The sequence below is a fragment of the Pseudomonas sp. RIT409 genome (genome assembly GCF_003052515.2).
Classification (GTDB): Bacteria; Pseudomonadota; Gammaproteobacteria; order Pseudomonadales; family Pseudomonadaceae; genus Aquipseudomonas.
On record NZ_QARE02000005.1, the window covers coordinates 125732 to 141565 of the forward strand.

At 59.3% G+C, this 15834-nt stretch carries 14 protein-coding genes; 10 read left to right on the forward strand and 4 right to left on the reverse strand.

The annotated features are described in order from the left end of the window. Positions 1-2 precede the first annotated feature (2 nt). Positions 3-1055 carry a histidinol-phosphate transaminase gene (gene hisC, locus DBP26_RS08700; RefSeq protein ID WP_108236885.1) on the forward strand — a complete coding sequence of 351 codons (1053 nt, stop codon included), beginning with the start codon at positions 3-5 and terminating at the stop codon, positions 1053-1055. Between the two features lie 86 nt (positions 1056-1141). On the opposite strand, the gene algW is transcribed toward hisC, so the two are convergent. After that, positions 1142-2302 carry a Do family serine endopeptidase AlgW gene (gene algW, locus DBP26_RS08705; protein WP_108236886.1) on the reverse strand — a complete coding sequence of 387 codons (1161 nt, stop codon included), beginning with the start codon at positions 2300-2302 and terminating at the stop codon, positions 1142-1144. Positions 2303-2404: 102 nt separating this feature from the next. Here algW and DBP26_RS08710 point away from each other — a divergent pair, with 102 nt between their 5' ends. The 3 genes from DBP26_RS08710 to cysN all read left to right on the forward strand — a co-directional run bounded on the left by DBP26_RS08710 (position 2405) and on the right by cysN (position 6418). Beyond that, positions 2405-3163 (forward strand): Nif3-like dinuclear metal center hexameric protein, encoded by a 759-nt coding sequence (locus DBP26_RS08710; RefSeq protein WP_108236887.1) that lies wholly within the window; start codon positions 2405-2407, stop codon positions 3161-3163. 250 nt (positions 3164-3413) lie between these two features. Continuing rightward, positions 3414-4331 (forward strand): sulfate adenylyltransferase subunit CysD, encoded by a 918-nt coding sequence (gene cysD, locus DBP26_RS08715; protein ID WP_108236888.1) that lies wholly within the window; start codon positions 3414-3416, stop codon positions 4329-4331. A 188-nt stretch (positions 4332-4519) separates the two neighbouring features. Continuing rightward, the gene (cysN, locus tag DBP26_RS08725; RefSeq protein WP_108236889.1) at positions 4520-6418 is read left to right on the forward strand and encodes a sulfate adenylyltransferase subunit CysN; all 1899 of its coding nucleotides are present in this window, start codon (positions 4520-4522) and stop codon (positions 6416-6418) included. Between the two features lie 562 nt (positions 6419-6980). Here cysN and DBP26_RS08735 read toward each other — a convergent pair. Further along, positions 6981-7418: a DUF1043 family protein gene (locus DBP26_RS08735; RefSeq protein ID WP_108236891.1), complete on the reverse strand. Its 438-nt coding sequence runs from the start codon at positions 7416-7418 to the stop codon at positions 6981-6983. Between the two features lie 145 nt (positions 7419-7563). Between DBP26_RS08735 and DBP26_RS08740 the strand changes: the two genes are divergently transcribed. The 3 genes from DBP26_RS08740 (at position 7564) to zapE (ending at position 10725) form a co-directional block, all read left to right on the forward strand. Continuing rightward, on the forward strand, positions 7564-8187 hold the full coding sequence (locus DBP26_RS08740; protein ID WP_108236892.1) for an alpha/beta fold hydrolase: 624 nt from the start codon (positions 7564-7566) through the stop codon (positions 8185-8187). Positions 8188-8217: 30 nt separating this feature from the next. Next, on the forward strand, positions 8218-9567 hold the full coding sequence (locus DBP26_RS08745) for a tryptophan--tRNA ligase (protein ID WP_108236893.1): 1350 nt from the start codon (positions 8218-8220) through the stop codon (positions 9565-9567). A gap of 63 nt (positions 9568-9630) precedes the next feature. Continuing rightward, a complete protein-coding gene (zapE, locus tag DBP26_RS08750) occupies positions 9631-10725 on the forward strand; it encodes a cell division protein ZapE (RefSeq protein WP_108236894.1) in 1095 nt (364 codons plus the stop codon). A 501-nt stretch (positions 10726-11226) separates the two neighbouring features. On the opposite strand, the gene DBP26_RS08755 is transcribed toward zapE, so the two are convergent. Beyond that, complete coding sequence (locus tag DBP26_RS08755) at positions 11227-12123, reverse strand: GlxA family transcriptional regulator (RefSeq protein ID WP_177411034.1); 897 nt, start codon at positions 12121-12123, stop codon at positions 11227-11229. Between the two features lie 243 nt (positions 12124-12366). Between DBP26_RS08755 and DBP26_RS08760 the strand changes: the two genes are divergently transcribed. Continuing rightward, complete coding sequence (locus DBP26_RS08760; protein WP_108236896.1) at positions 12367-13503, forward strand: acyl-CoA dehydrogenase family protein; 1137 nt, start codon at positions 12367-12369, stop codon at positions 13501-13503. A gap of 110 nt (positions 13504-13613) precedes the next feature. On the opposite strand, the gene DBP26_RS08765 is transcribed toward DBP26_RS08760, so the two are convergent. Further along, positions 13614-14651, reverse strand: coding sequence for an NADP(H)-dependent aldo-keto reductase (locus DBP26_RS08765; protein WP_108236897.1), 1038 nt, complete (start codon positions 14649-14651; stop codon positions 13614-13616). Between the two features lie 240 nt (positions 14652-14891). Here DBP26_RS08765 and rplM point away from each other — a divergent pair, with 240 nt between their 5' ends. Both rplM and rpsI read left to right on the forward strand, forming a co-directional pair. Then, positions 14892-15320 carry a 50S ribosomal protein L13 gene (rplM, locus tag DBP26_RS08770; protein WP_108236898.1) on the forward strand — a complete coding sequence of 143 codons (429 nt, stop codon included), beginning with the start codon at positions 14892-14894 and terminating at the stop codon, positions 15318-15320. Positions 15321-15334: 14 nt separating this feature from the next. Further along, positions 15335-15727: a 30S ribosomal protein S9 gene (rpsI, locus tag DBP26_RS08775; protein ID WP_108236899.1), complete on the forward strand. Its 393-nt coding sequence runs from the start codon at positions 15335-15337 to the stop codon at positions 15725-15727. Positions 15728-15834 lie beyond the last annotated feature (107 nt).

Below are 15834 nucleotides of genomic sequence, written 5' to 3' on the forward strand. Positions count from 1 at the left end.
TCATGAGCAAGTTCTGGAGTCCCTTCGTCCGTGATCTCGTGCCTTACGTGCCGGGTGAGCAACCGAAGTTGAGCAAGTTGGTGAAGCTGAATACCAACGAAAACCCCTATGGCCCTTCGCCCAAAGCCATCGAAGCGATGCGCGCCGAGGTCAACGACAACCTGCGTTTGTATCCGGACCCGAACAGCGACCTGCTGAAACAGGCCGTGGCCCGCTACTACGGCGTCGATGCCCGTCAGGTGTTTTTGGGCAACGGTTCGGATGAAGTCCTCGCCCACGCGTATCACGCGTTCTTCCTGCGGGAAAAGCCGCTGCTTTTCCCGGACATCAGCTACAGCTTCTATCCGGTGTACTGCGGCCTCTATGGCGTCGAGTACGAAGCGGTGCCGCTGGACGACCAATTTCAGATTCGCGTCGAGGACTACAGCCGTCCAAATGGCGGCATCATCTTTCCGAACCCCAACGCACCGACGGGCTGCCTGCTTGCACTCGACGCCGTCGAACGCATCGTCGAAGCCAACCCGGACTCGGTGGTGATCGTCGATGAGGCTTACATCGACTTCGGCGGTCAGAGCGCAATTGCTCTTGTGGCTCGCTACCCGAACCTGCTGGTCACGCAGACGCTGTCCAAGTCCCGCTCGCTGGCAGGCCTGCGAGTGGGCCTGGCCGTCGGGCATCCGGACCTGATCGAGGCGCTGGAGCGGGTCAAAAACAGCTTCAACTCCTACCCGTTGGATCGCATGGCCATTGTCGGGGCCGCAGCCGCGTTCGATGATCGCGAGTATTTCGATAAAACCTGCGGGCTGGTCATCGCCAGCCGTGAGCAGTTGGTGGCGCAACTGCAAGCCAAGGGCTTCGAGGTGCTGCCGTCTGCGGCCAACTTCATCTTTGCTCGTCACCCGAACCACGATGCGGCAAGCCTGGCCGCTAAGGTGCGGGAGCAGGGCGTTATCGTACGCCATTTCAAGCAGGCACGCATTGCCCAGTTCCTGCGTATCACGATCGGCACGCCAGAGCAGAATCAGGCGCTGGTGGAGGCGCTGGGGGATCTTTGATCTGTTGTCTCGCCAATAAAAAACCGCCGTATTCGGCGGTTTTTTATTTGGCGGGTTAACGATTTTCCGCTGAGTAGCCCAACGGCTCAGTCAGCGGCAGCCGGTGGCGGCGTCTGCGGTGGGCGCAGGCCCACTTCAGCCGTCAGTTTCAATTCCTTGCCGTTGCGCATGACCTGAATTGCGATTCGCTCGGAAGGCTTGGTGCGGGCCACCTGGTTCATCGACTTGCGGCCGTCGCCCGCCGGCTCGCCATTGATGCTCAAAATCACGTCGCCCAATTGCAGGCCGGCCTTTTGTGCAGGTCCATCGCGGAAAATACCGGCAACGACGATGCCGGGGCGGTCCTTCAGGCCAAAGGACTCAGCCAGCTCCTGGGTCAGGGGTTGCACCTCGATGCCCAGCCAGCCACGAATCACTTGGCCGTGTTCGATGATGGACTTCATCACTTCCAGCGCCAGCTTGGTCGGGATCGCAAAACCGATGCCCTGAGAGCCGCCGGATTTGGAGAAAATCGCGGTATTGATCCCGGTGAGGTTGCCGTTGGCATCCACCAGCGCGCCGCCGGAGTTGCCTGGATTGATGGCGGCATCGGTCTGGATGAAGTCTTCGTAGGTGTTCAGACCCAACTGGTTACGCCCCGTGGCACTGATGATCCCCATCGTCACCGTCTGGCCGACGCCGAACGGGTTGCCGATGGCCAGCGCGACATCACCGATGCGGATGTTGTCCGAGCTGCCCAGCGTAATGGAGGGCAGGTTTTTCAAGTCAATTTTCAAAACCGCCAGGTCGGTTTCCGGATCGCTGCCGATCACCCGTGCGATGGTTTCCCGGCCGTCTTTGAGCGCCACGACGATCTGATCGGCACCTGAGGTGACGTGGTTGTTGGTCAACAGGTAGCCCTCGGGGCTCATGATCACCGCCGAACCCAGGCTGGACTCCATGCGTCGCTGCTTGGGCAGGTTGTCACCGAAGAAGCGCCGGAACTGTGGGTCTTCGAACAGCGGATGATTCGGCTTGTTGTTGACCATCTTGGTTGTGTACAGGTTGGCCACCGCAGGGGCGGCGCTGCTCACGGCATCGGCGTACGACACCGGCCCCTGTTGAATGAAGGCGGTCTGCGGGGCTTGCTGCAGGTTGACGTCCTGGCTGGGCAGGCCGACCCACTGCGGATAACGCTGAATAATCAATAAAGCGATAAGCACACCAGCGAGCAATGGCCAGCCGAGAAAACGCAGCGCTTTGAGCATCGAACAAGGTCCTGAAAGGAAAAAACGCAGCGTACCTGCGCCATAATGGCGGGCATTATACGAGGACCGGCACGGTCTGAAATGCCTATTTAGGAGACTTTTATGGCTGTTTCTCTGAACACACTCGTTGAAGAAGCCGACCGCTATTTGGGCAGTGCACGGATTCAGGATTATTGCCCCAACGGTCTGCAGGTCGAAGGGCGGCCACATGTCACCCGGATCGTCTCCGGCGTCACGGCCAGCCAGGCATTGCTGGATGCCGCAGTCGATGCCGAGGCGGATGTCGTGCTCGTGCATCACGGGTATTTCTGGAAAGGAGAGGACGCCCGTATCACCGGGATGAAGCAACGTCGGCTGAAGACGCTCCTCAAGCACGACATCAGTCTTCTCGCCTATCATCTGCCCCTCGACCTGCACGCCGAAGTGGGTAACAACGTGCAACTGGCAAGACAGTTGGACATTACGGTGGAAGGGCCGCTCGACCCGGACAATCCACGCATCGTGGGGCTTGTCGGTTCACTCTCCGAACCCATGACGCCGCGGGATTTCGCCCACCGGGTGCAGAGCGCGCTGGGGCGTGAACCGTTGCTGATCGAGGGCAGCGAGATGATTCGCCGCGTGGGCTGGTGCACCGGGGGCGGGCAGGGTTATATCGATCAGGCCGTGCTGGCAGGCGTCGACCTGTATTTGAGCGGCGAGGCCTCGGAGCAAACGTTCCACAGCGCGCGGGAAAACGACATCAGCTTCATTGCCGCGGGTCATCACGCGACGGAGCGATACGGCGTTCAAGCGTTGGGGGATTACCTGGCGCGACGCTTTGCGCTGGAGCATTTGTTCATCGACTGCCCGAATCCCATCTGATGGGTGATGCCGAGTCGATTGCAGCATGTCTGCAGAGAGTGAGGTCATCGTCTTTTACGTCTCATCCGGCCGATTGTTGACCACGCGCAATCCAAGGCGGCGGCGTCAAAAACGGTCCAAATCCCGAGCTATATGGTTATACCGTTTCGATCTATAGAGGCCGCTGATTAGAATCAGCCCCCATGATAAAGTGCCTCGCTCGATAGAGCCCGCAGGCTCTCCATATAAGTACGTGATCCCGTGAGTAACCATGGTCGACAAACTGACGCATCTGAAACAGTTGGAGGCGGAAAGCATCCACATCATCCGTGAGGTCGCCGCCGAGTTCGATAACCCGGTGATGCTGTACTCGATCGGCAAGGACTCCGCCGTGATGCTGCACCTGGCACGCAAGGCGTTCTTTCCGGGCAAGCTGCCGTTCCCGGTGATGCACGTCGACACGCGTTGGAAATTCCAGGAGATGTACCGTTTCCGCGACAAGATGGTCGAGGAGATGGGGCTTGAGTTGATTACCCACATCAACCCGGAAGGGGTGGCCCAGGACATCAACCCGTTCACCCACGGCAGCTCCAAGCACACCGACATCATGAAAACCCAGGGCCTGAAGCAGGCGCTGGACAAACACGGCTTCGACGCTGCCTTTGGCGGTGCCCGCCGCGATGAAGAGAAGTCCCGCGCCAAGGAGCGGGTGTACTCGTTCCGCGACAGCAAGCACCGCTGGGACCCTAAAAACCAGCGCCCGGAGCTGTGGAACGTCTACAACGGCAACGTCAATAAGGGCGAGTCCATCCGGGTGTTCCCGCTTTCCAACTGGACCGAGCTGGACATCTGGCAGTACATCTACCTCGAAGGCATCCCGATCGTGCCGTTGTACTTCTCCGCCGAGCGCGAAGTGATTGAAAAGAACGGCACGCTGATCATGATCGACGACGAGCGCATCCTTGAGCACCTGACCGATGAAGAAAAGGCGCGCATCGTCAAGAAAAAGGTGCGTTTCCGTACGCTTGGTTGCTACCCGTTGACGGGCGCTGTCGAGTCGGAGGCCGAAACCCTGACAGACATCATCCAGGAAATGCTCCTGACGCGAACGTCCGAGCGCCAAGGCCGCGTGATCGACCACGATGGTGCGGGCTCGATGGAAGACAAGAAACGCCAGGGCTACTTCTAAGCTTCGAGTGGCAAGCGGCAAGCTGCAAGTCTGGGTGCATAGCTCCAAAGTCTTTGTGAGCAGCCACCGGTTCTTTGAACGAGTCTGCGGTTTGCCAAGATGCTCGTTGGGCTGATCAACAAAATTTCTAACTAGCTGTACGCCGACAAGCTTGCCGCTTGACGCTTACAGCTTGGAGCTTGAATGCTATGAGTCACCAATCTGATTTGATCAGCGAGGACATCCTCGCCTACCTGGCCCAGCACGAACGTAAAGAGATGCTGCGCTTTCTCACCTGCGGCAACGTCGACGACGGCAAGAGCACGTTGATCGGTCGCCTGCTGCATGATTCCAAGATGATCTACGAAGATCATCTGGAAGCCATTACCCGTGATTCCAAGAAGTCCGGTACCACGGGCGAAGACGTCGATCTCGCGCTTTTGGTGGACGGCCTGCAAGCCGAGCGCGAGCAGGGCATCACCATCGACGTGGCATACCGCTATTTCTCGACGGCCAAACGCAAATTCATCATTGCCGATACACCTGGCCACGAACAGTACACCCGCAACATGGCCACCGGTGCTTCCACCTGTGACCTGGCCATCATCTTGGTGGACGCCCGCTACGGCGTGCAGACCCAGACCCGCCGTCACAGCTACATCGCGTCGCTGCTGGGCATCAAGCACATCGTGGTCGCCATCAACAAGATGGACCTCAACGGCTTCGACGAAACGGTGTTCGAGCAGATCAAGGCCGACTATCTCGCGTTCGCCGAGCGTATTTCCTTGAAACCGACCACCATGGAATTCGTTCCGATGTCGGCGCTCAAGGGCGATAACGTCGTGAACCGTAGCGAGCGCTCGCCGTGGTACACCGGCAAGTCGCTGATGGAAATCCTCGAAACCGTGGAGATTTCCAACGACCGCAACCTCGATGACCTGCGCTTCCCGGTGCAGTACGTCAACCGTCCCAACCTGAACTTCCGTGGCTTCGCCGGGACGCTGGCCAGCGGCATCGTGCGCAAGGGCGACGAAGTCGTGGTATTGCCCTCCGGTAAGGGCAGCCGGGTGAAATCCATCGTCACCTTCGAAGGTGAACTGGAGCACGCCGGCCCTGGCCAGGCTGTGACCCTGACCATGGAAGATGAGATCGACATCTCCCGCGGAGACCTGTTGGTCCATGCCGACAACGTTCCGCAAGTGGCCGATGCGTTCGATGCCATGCTGGTGTGGATGGCCGAAGAGCCGATGCTTCCGGGCAAGAAGTACGATATCAAGCGCGCCACCTCCTATGTGCCGGGCTCGATTGCCAGCATCACCCACCGGGTCGATGTGAACACCCTGGAAGAGGGCCCTGCCAGCGCGCTGCAGTTGAACGAAATCGGTCGGGTGAAAGTCAGCCTTGACGCGCCAATCGCCTTGGACGGCTATGACACCAACCGCACCACGGGCGCATTCATTGTCATCGACCGGTTGACCAACGGCACCGTCGCTGCGGGCATGATCATCGCGAAGCCCGTTGCAGCCGGTCATGACACTCACCATGGCGCGCTGGCTCATGTCTCGGTCGAAGAGCGGGCCCAGCGTTTCGGTCAAAAACCTGCCACCGTGCTGTTCAGCGGCCTGTCTGGCGCGGGCAAGAGCACCCTGGCCTATGCCGTTGAGCGCAAGCTGTTCGACATGGGCCGCGCCGTGTTCGTTCTCGATGGGCAGAACCTGCGTCATGACCTGAACAAAGGGCTGCCGCAGGACCGGGCAGGACGTACCGAAAACTGGCGCCGTGCCGCACATGTGGCGCGCCAGTTCAACGAAGCGGGCCTGCTTACACTGGCTGCATTCGTGGCTCCGGATGCCGCAGGCCGTTCGAATGCCAAAGCGCTGATCGGGGATGATCGTCTGATCACGGTCTACGTGCAGGCCTCGCCGCAAGCTTGTCGCGAGCGCGACCCGCAGGGCCTGTATGCTGCCGACAAGGACAACATCCCGGGTGAGTCCTTCCCGTATGACGTCCCGCTGGATGCCGACCTGGTGATCGACACCCAGTCGCTGAGTGTCGAAGAAGGCGCGAAACAGGTCATCGACCTGCTGCGTGCACGCGGCGCGATCTAAGCGCTGGTCGTTGCACAAGAAACCCGCCAGCGATGGCGGGTTTCTTTTTGCTCCCGATCGGCTTATGGCCGCAGGCCGCAGGAGCGTGCCTTGCCCGCGATCTGGCGCGCAGCGGCAGCAAAATCAGACAGCGCGTTGTTTCAGACTTACCGAGTACTCAGGTTTTATTGCCGCTTCGCGCCAGGTCGCGGGCAAGCGACGCTCCTACGCCCTTCGGGCAGAATCAGACGCTCATAAAACCGGCAAGGGCGAACGCCCCTCACAACGCCGGTCAAACGTGTGTTTCTCACATAACTGCTCCCACCGCGATTCGTATGCCTGTTGTTCGGTGAGGTAGCAATTCTCGGTGCAGTCCGCGGATATGCAGCCAGTCAGTGCAATGCACAACGCGGCAGCCTTGATGAAGTTCATGATCCCTCCAGAAATACGAGGGGAGCTTAGGGCGGGCAACCTTGAGGTGATATCCGACGGCGTCTGACAGGCGTGTCGGGCATTTCTGAGGGGCAAAAAAAAGCCCGCCCTTGAATGTCCCAAGGGCGGGCTTTTGCAGTCACTGGTGCGCTTACTTCTTCAAACCGTAATGCTCATCGAGCATGCCGGGTGTATTCGGCGCTTTAGGTGCGTAGTCCCGTGGAGGCTCGGCGGCAGTGCGTGGCGGTGTCAGGCGATCGCGAGGTGGCTGCAGGGCATCGGGGTGCAGAGCGGCCAGGAGACGTTGGCGAGTGATGTCGTCGGTGGCCAGGCGGTTGGCGCCTTCGGCGAGGTGTTCCTGAACGTCCTGATAGCTCTGGGAAAGCTTCTTGACCAGATTAGCCGTACTGTTGAAATGAGTGACCACCTCGTTCTGGTAGGTGTCGAAACGCTCCTGAACGTCATCCAGCTGGCGCTGAGTGCTGTTAGGCGCGGCATTGGGCAGCGCACGTGCCACGAAGAAACCGATGGCAACACCGGCAACCAGGGCAATCGTCGGCAGCAACCAAACTAAGAGCGAGTAATCCACGAGTCCTTCCTCTATAAACGGCTTTGCTTTACGTTAACGGCTCGAACCTGCGCTGTATAGCGGCGACGCGTCGCCGACATGCCAGCCACAGACAATCAGCTAGACGAGTCGACCCAATTGAAGGTCACGGAGTTCATTCTTGCTCATGCGTGAAACCCCCGTATTCATCGATGGCCCGGTGGGCCAACTCGAAGCCCTGTACCTCGATCTGGAGGAGGCCAAGGGCCTGGCGCTGATCTGCCATCCTAACCCGGTTCAGGGCGGCACGATGCTCAATAAGGTCGTATCGACCCTGCAACGCACCGCGCGTGACGCAGGATACATCACGCTGCGTTTCAACTATCGGGGCGTTGGAGAGAGCGCGGGCAGTTCGGACATGGGCCAGGGCGAAGTCGACGATGCAGAAGCCGCCGCTGTCTGGCTGCGTGAGAAGCACCCCGACCTGCCGATGACCCTGTTCGGTTTCTCGTTCGGTGGTTTTGTCGCCGCCACTCTCGGTGGTCGCCTTGAAGCCAAGGGGCAAGTGCTGAGTCATCTGTTCATGGTAGCGCCCGCGGTGATGCGTATCGCTGATCCGGGTTCGCTGCCCCAACAAGCGCCTTTGACCCTGATTCAGCCGGAAACCGACGAAGTCGTTGACCCACAACTCGTATATGCCTGGTCTGACGCACTCTCGCGCCCCCATGAGCTGCTGAAAGTGGCAGAATGCGGGCACTTTTTCCACGGCAAGCTGACCGATCTCAAGGATCTGGTCGTACCGCGCCTTTGAATCCGCCGCACCCAGAATAAGCGACCTGCCATGACCACTCGTATCCTGACCGGTATCACCACCACCGGTACGCCCCATTTGGGGAACTACGCCGGTGCCATTCGCCCGGCCATCGTCGCCAGCCGCCAGAGCGATGCCGATTCGTTCTACTTCCTGGCGGACTACCACGCGTTGATCAAATGCGACGACCCTCAGCGCATCCAGCGTTCGCGTCTGGAAATCGCCGCGACGTGGCTCGCCGCTGGCTTGGACGTGGACCGGGTGACCTTCTATCGCCAGTCCGACATTCCGGAAATCCCTGAGTTGACCTGGCTGCTGACCTGCGTCGCGGGCAAGGGCCTGCTCAATCGCGCCCACGCTTACAAGGCTTCCGTCGACAAGAACGTCGAAGCGGGAGAGGACCCGGATGCGGGCGTCACCATGGGGCTTTTCAGCTATCCCGTGCTGATGGCGGCGGACATCCTGATGTTCAACGCGGAGCAAGTGCCGGTCGGTCGTGACCAGATTCAGCACGTGGAGATGGCCCGCGACATCGGCCAGCGCTTCAACCACCTGTTCGGCCAGGGCAAAGCGTTTTTCGTCATGCCCGAAGCGCTGATCGAAGAGAGCGTGGCGACCCTTCCGGGCCTCGACGGTCGCAAGATGTCGAAGAGCTACGACAACACCATCCCTTTGTTCAGCAGTGCGAAAGCGATGAAGGAGGCGATTTCGCGCATCGTCACTGACTCGCGCCTGCCGGGCGAGCCCAAGGATCCGGACAATTCGCACTTGTTCACCTTGTATCAGGCTTTCGCCACTCAAGAGCAGACCCAGGCACTGCGTGCTGATCTGTTGCAAGGGCTAGGCTGGGGTGACGCCAAACAACGTCTGTTCCAGTTGCTCGACACGGAACTGGGTGAGGCGCGTGAGAATTACCATCGTCTGATCGAACGTCCGGCCGATCTCGAAGACATTCTGCTGGCCGGTGCCCAGAAGGCGCGTCGTATCGCCACTCCGTTCCTCGGTGAACTGCGTGAGGCCGTGGGCCTGCGCTCTTTCCGCGAGTCCACGCAAGCGGTCGCTGCGACGAAAAAGAAAGCCGTCAAAGGCGCGCGTTTCGTCAGCTTCCGCGAGGACGACGGCAGTTTCCGTTTCCGTCTGTTGGCCGCTGATGGCGAGCAACTGCTGCTGTCGCGGACCTTCGCCGATGGCAAGGCAGCGGGTGCCGTCACCAAGCAGTTGCAGCAAGGCGGCCCGCTGGACATCCGCAGCGAAGGCCAGGCCTTCACGGTCTGGCTGGACGGAGCCTGTGTCGCGGACAGTCCGTCCTATGCCGAGGCTACGGCCCGTGATGCGGCTATCGAGAGCCTGAGGCTGGCCTTGACGCCGCAGCAGGATTAATTGCCATTACAACGGGCCATCGCTACAGTGACGGCCCGTTTTTGTTACCTCGTTAACGAAATTATGACGCCTCTAGAAAGCTATCAGAACGACCTTAAGAAACCCGAGTTCTTCCATGACGCCGCGCAGGAAAATGCGGTGCGTCATCTGCAGCGTCTGTACGACGATCTGATCGCCGCCCATGAGAGCAAGCCCGGCCTGTTCGGCAAGCTGTTCGGCAAGAAGGACGCCACGTTGGTCAAAGGCCTGTATTTCTGGGGTGGGGTAGGTCGGGGCAAGACCTATCTGGTGGACACCTTCTTTGAGGCGCTGCCGTTCGAAGACAAGATGCGCACGCACTTCCACCGTTTCATGAAGCGTGTGCACGAGGAAATGAAGACCCTCAAGGGTGAGAAGGATCCGCTGAAGGCGATTGCCAAGCGCTTCGCTCAGGAAGCCCGAGTCATCTGCTTCGACGAGTTTTTCGTGTCCGATATCACCGATGCCATGATTCTCGGCACCTTGATGGAGGAACTCTTCAAGAACGGCGTGACCCTCGTGGCCACGTCGAACATCGTGCCGGACGGTCTGTACAAGGACGGCCTGCAGCGGGCTCGCTTCCTGCCAGCGATTGCGCTGATCAAGCAGAATACCGACATCGTCAACGTCGACAGCGGCGTGGACTACCGCTTGCGTCATCTGGAGCAGGCCGAGCTGTTCCACTTTCCACTGAACGAAGCTGCGCATGAAAGCTTGCGCAAAAGCTTTCGTGCCCTGACGCCAGAGTGCACCAAGGCCACCGAAAACGATGTGCTGATGATCGAGAACCGCCCGATCAAGGCGCTGCGTACCTGCGACGATGTGGCTTGGTTCGAGTTTCGCGAACTGTGCGACGGCCCGCGCAGCCAGAATGACTACATCGAGTTGGGCAAGATCTTCCACGCCGTTTTGCTCAGCGGCGTTGAGCAGATGAGTGTCACCACCGACGACGTCGCCCGTCGCTTCATCAACATGGTCGACGAGTTTTACGACCGCAACGTGAAGCTGATCATTTCGGCAGAAGTCGAGCTGAAGGATCTGTATGCCGGTGGCCGGTTGAACTTCGAATTCCAGCGCACGCTGAGCCGCTTGCTGGAGATGCAATCCCACGAGTTCCTGTCACGGGCGCACAAGCCGTAACCGCAGTCACCACCTGTAGGAGCGCGCTTGCCCGCGATCGCGATTGCTCAGTCAGAACAGGGTTGTCTGACACGCCGCTGTCGCGGGCAAGCGCGCTCCTACTGTCGATTTAGGCGGCCTGCTGGAATTGTTGCCGGTATTGATTGGGCGACAACTCCGTGTGCTGGCGGAGCAGCCGAGCGAACAAGTGACCTTGCGTGCGTCACCCCCTGTAGGAGCGCGCTTGCCCGCGATCGCGATCGCTCAGTCAGAACAGGGTTGCCTGACACGCCGCTGTCGCGGGCAAGCGCGCTCCTACAATCGATTTAGGCGGCCTGCTGGAATTGTTGCCGGTAGTGATTCGGCGACAGCTCGGTGTGTTGCCTGTACAGCCGAGCGAAGGAGTGACCTTGCGTGCGTCACCCCCTGTAGGAGCGCGCTTGCCCGCGACCGCGATCGCTCAGTCAGAACAAGGTTGTCTGACACGCCGCTGTCGCGGGCAAGCGCGCTCGTACAGTCGATTTAGGCGGCCTGCTGGAATTGTTGCCGGTATTGATTCGGCGACAGCTCGGTGTGTTGCCTGAACAGCCGAGCGAAGAAGCTCGCATCGTCATAGCCGACTTCGTAACTGATGGTCTTGATGCTCTTGCGCGACCCAGACAGCAGCCCTTTGGCGGTCTCGATCCGCAGCCGTTGCAGATAATGCAGCGGTTTATCACCCGTGGCGGTCTGGAAGCGACGCATGAAATTGCGGATGCTCATCCCGTGTTCGCGCGCCACGTCTTCGAAACGGAATTTGTCGGCGAAGTGCTGCTCGAGCCAATGTTGAATCTGCAGAATGATCACGTCCTGATGCAGTTTCTGGCCGCCGAAGCCCATGCGCCCTGGCGAATAGCTGCGCTGAACCTCGTAGAGAATGTCCCGCGCCACGGTTTGCGCCACGTTGGCGCCGCAAAAGCGTTCGATCAGATAGATATACAAGTCACAGGCTGAGATGCTGCCGCCGGCGCAGTACAGGTTGTCGGCGTCAGTCAGGTGTTTCTCTTGATTGAGCAGTACGTTTGGAAAGCGCTCGGCGAAGTCATTGAAGAAGCGCCAGTAGGTGGTCGCTTCCTTGCCGTCGAGCAAACCTGCCTCCGCCAGCCAGAACACACCGCTGGCTTCCCCGCAGAGTACGGCCCCCCGCGCATGCTGCTCGCGTAGCCAGGGCAGGATCTGCGGATACCGGGCGCGCAGCGTGTCGAAATTATCGACGAAGGCAGGAAGGATGATGATATCGGCGTTTTCCAGCGTACCGTCGACCGGCAGAATCACCTCGCTGAAGCTGCGGACCTGCTGGCCATCGGGGCTGACGAGCCGAGTTTCGAAGGCGGCTTTCAGGCCTTGGCCCAACTGCTTGCCATAGCGCAGGCTGGCCAGATGAAAGAAGTCTTTGGCCTGAGTCAGGGTCGAGGCGAAGATTCCATCGATCGCGAGGATGCTAACGCGCCGCAAGGGCACGGTGTGTTGAGTAGACATAATCTTTTGTTCTTATAAGGGAAAGTGGTCAAGCAACGGCGTGATCGTCTTATTTTTTGTCGGGTGTGTCCAGTGTCGTCGTCAAATCCCTCGGCTTACGCTCTGTTCGTGACGACCAGCCGATCCTTCCCCATAAGGTGTCCCATGCTCCCAAGACCACTCTTCAGCCCGGAACACGAGCTTTTCCGCGACAGCGTCCGCAAATTTCTCGAGCAACAGGCCGCGCCCTTTCACGCGCAATGGGAAAAGCAGGGGCATGTTGAGCGCAGCCTGTGGAACCGCGCTGGCGAACAAGGGATGTTGTGTTCCCACCTGCCCGAAGAATACGGCGGCATGGCGGCGGACTTTCTCTACACCACGGTCGTCATCGAAGAGATTTACCGACTGGGCCTGACCGGCATCGGTTTTTCCCTGCATTCGGACATCGTCGCGCCTTACATCCTGCATTACGGCGATGAGGCGCTTAAGCGCAAATACCTGCCGAGGATGGTCTCTGGCGAGTTGGTATCCGCCATCGCCATGACTGAGCCGGGCGCGGGCTCTGACCTGCAGGGCGTGAAGACCACGGCCGTTCTGCAAGGGGACGAGTACGTCATCAATGGCTCAAAGACATTCATCACTAACGGGTTTCTCGCGGATCTGGTGATCGTCGTGGCGAAAACCGACCCCAAGGCAGGCGCGAAGGGGACAAGCCTGTTTCTTGTGGAGGCGGGCACGCCGGGCTTCGAGAAGGGCAAGCGTCTGGAAAAGGTCGGGATGAAGGCGCAAGACACCTCCGAATTGTTCTTTCAAGATGTTCGGGTGCCGAAGGAGAACCTGTTGGGACAGGCAGGCATGGGCTTTGCCTATTTGATGCAGGAGCTGCCACAAGAGCGCCTGACCGTCGCCATTGGTGCCATTGCGTCGGCTGAAGCCGCGTTGCAATGGACACTGGATTACACCCGCGAGCGCAAGGCGTTTGGGCAGGCGATCGCTGATTTTCAGAACACTCGGTTCAAGCTGGCGGAGATCGCTACCGAAGTGCAGATCGGGCGTGTATTTATCGACCGCTGTCTGGCATTGCATTTAGAGGGCAAGCTGGATGTGCCGACGGCGGCGATGGCCAAATACTGGGCTACGGACCTGCAATGCAAGGTGCTGGACGAATGCGTGCAATTGCATGGCGGCTACGGCTTCATGTGGGAATACCCGATCGCACGGGCTTGGGCGGATGCGCGGGTGCAGCGGATTTATGCGGGCACCAACGAGATCATGAAAGAGATCATTGCCCGTTCGCTTTGAATCGAACGCTTGTAGGAGCGCGCTTGCCCGCGAATGGGGTGTGTCAGTCAATATCAACGTTTCAGACACATCGCAATCGCGGGCAAGCGCGCTCCTACAGGGGTTGTGCGTTACGGAGCTGGGTTTGGTTGATCCTTGTGAATCGCCTCGATGCCCGCCAACACCTCTTCGGACAACACCAAATCGGCGCTGGCCAGGTTGCTCTCCAGTTGCTCGAGCGTCGTCGCCCCGATGATGTTGCTGGTGACGAACGCACGGCCGGTGACGAACGCCAGCGCCATCTGCGCCGGATCCAGGCCATGCTCTCGGGCCAGCGCAACGTAGCGGGCGCAGGCGGCTTCCGATTGCGGATTGAAGTAGCGGGTGAAGCGACTGTACAGGCTGAGTCGACCTTTGGGTGGGCGGGCACCGTCGGCGTACTTGCCGGACAGCAGTCCGAACGCCATCGGCGAGTACGCCAGCAGGCCGCATTGTTCGCGAATCGCCACTTCGGCCAGCCCCACCTCGAAGCTGCGGTTCAGCAGGTTGTAGGGGTTCTGGATGGACACCGGGCGTACCAGGCCGTGGGCCTCAGACTCGGCCAGGTATTTCATCGCGCCCCACGCGCTCTCGTTGGACAGACCCACATGGCGGATCTTCCCAGCCTTGACCTGCTCGTCCAGAGCTTCGAGGGTCTCGAGCAGCGGCGTGAACTGTTCCTCGCTGTGGGTATAACCCAGCTTGCCGAAGAAATTGGTGCTGCGCTCGGGCCAGTGCAGTTGGTAGAGATCGATGTAGTCGGTCTGCAAGCGCTTGAGGCTGGCATCGACGGCGGCAACGATATGCGCGCGGTTGAATTTCAGCGGCGCGTTGCGAATGTAGTCGATGCCGTTGCCCGGCCCGGCGATTTTGCTGGCGAGGATCCAGTCGGCGCGGTCGCCGCTTTTACTGAACCAGTTGCCGATGATGGTTTCGGTGCTGGCGTAGGTTTCTTTCTTGGGCGGGACAGGATACATCTCGGCGGTATCCATGAAGTTGATCCCGGCAGCCTTGGCTCGCTCAATCTGGGCGAAGGCTTCGGCCTGGGTATTCTGCTCGCCCCAGGTCATGGTGCCCAGGCAGATCGCGCTGACAGTGAGGTCGGTTCTGCCCAGTTGGCGGTAATCCATACAGCTCTCCCGATCAAAAGACCCATAAAAGCAGGTTGAAATTTTTTTCGCAATCTGCATAATTCCGCAGCTCTTCATCGTGGGAGTGATGCCCCGCGATACAAGACACCGCTGCGATCGAACGCGCTGACCCGAGCCCCCTATAGCGTTCGTGCCCGGCGGCCTTTGACTTGTCAAAGACCGTACTAACGAGTATGCTCCGCCGTCTATTTTTTCAGGCGGCCTTTGAGGCTATAAAGAATGAAAACTTTTACCGCTAAACCGGAAACAGTAAAGCGCGACTGGTACGTCGTCGACGCTGCTGGCCAGACCCTGGGTCGTTTGGCCACTGAAATCGCGAGCCGTCTGCGTGGCAAGCACAAGCCGGAATATACTCCGCACGTCGACACTGGCGACTACATCGTCGTGATCAACGCTGAGCAAATCCGTGTCACTGGCGCCAAGACCTCCGACAAGATCTACTACTCTCACTCCGGTTTCCCGGGCGGGATCAAGTCGATCAACTTTGAAAAGCTGATCGCCAAAGCTCCTGAGCGCGTGATCGAGACCGCGGTCAAAGGCATGCTGCCTAAGAACCCGCTGGGTCGCGACATGTATCGTAAGCTGAAAGTCTATGCGGGCGCTGCTCACCCTCATACTGCTCAGCAGCCCCAAGAACTGAAGTTTTAACGGAATAGTTCATTATGTCGGCGACTCAAAATTACGGCACTGGCCGTCGCAAGACCGCAACCGCACGCGTTTTCCTGCGTCCGGGCACCGGTAACATCTCCATCAACAACCGCTCGCTGGACACGTTCTTCGGCCGCGAAACCGCCCGCATGGTGGTTCGTCAGCCTCTGGAACTGACCGAGACCGTTGAAAAATTCGACATCTACGTCACCGTTATCGGCGGCGGTGTAAGTGGTCAGGCTGGCGCAATTCGCCACGGTATCACCCGCGCTCTGATGTCCTACGACGAAACCCTGCGCAGCGCATTGCGCAAAGCAGGCTACGTCACTCGCGATGCTCGCGAAGTTGAACGTAAGAAAGTCGGTCTGCGTAAAGCGCGTAAGCGTCCGCAGTACTCGAAGCGTTAATTCGCTTTCGTTCAAAAAGAACGCTCAGTTCCCTGTGGGAACTGGGCGTTTTTTTATGGGCGTCTATTATTGGTGATGACGACGTGGATCACCCGCGGATGCCTCGA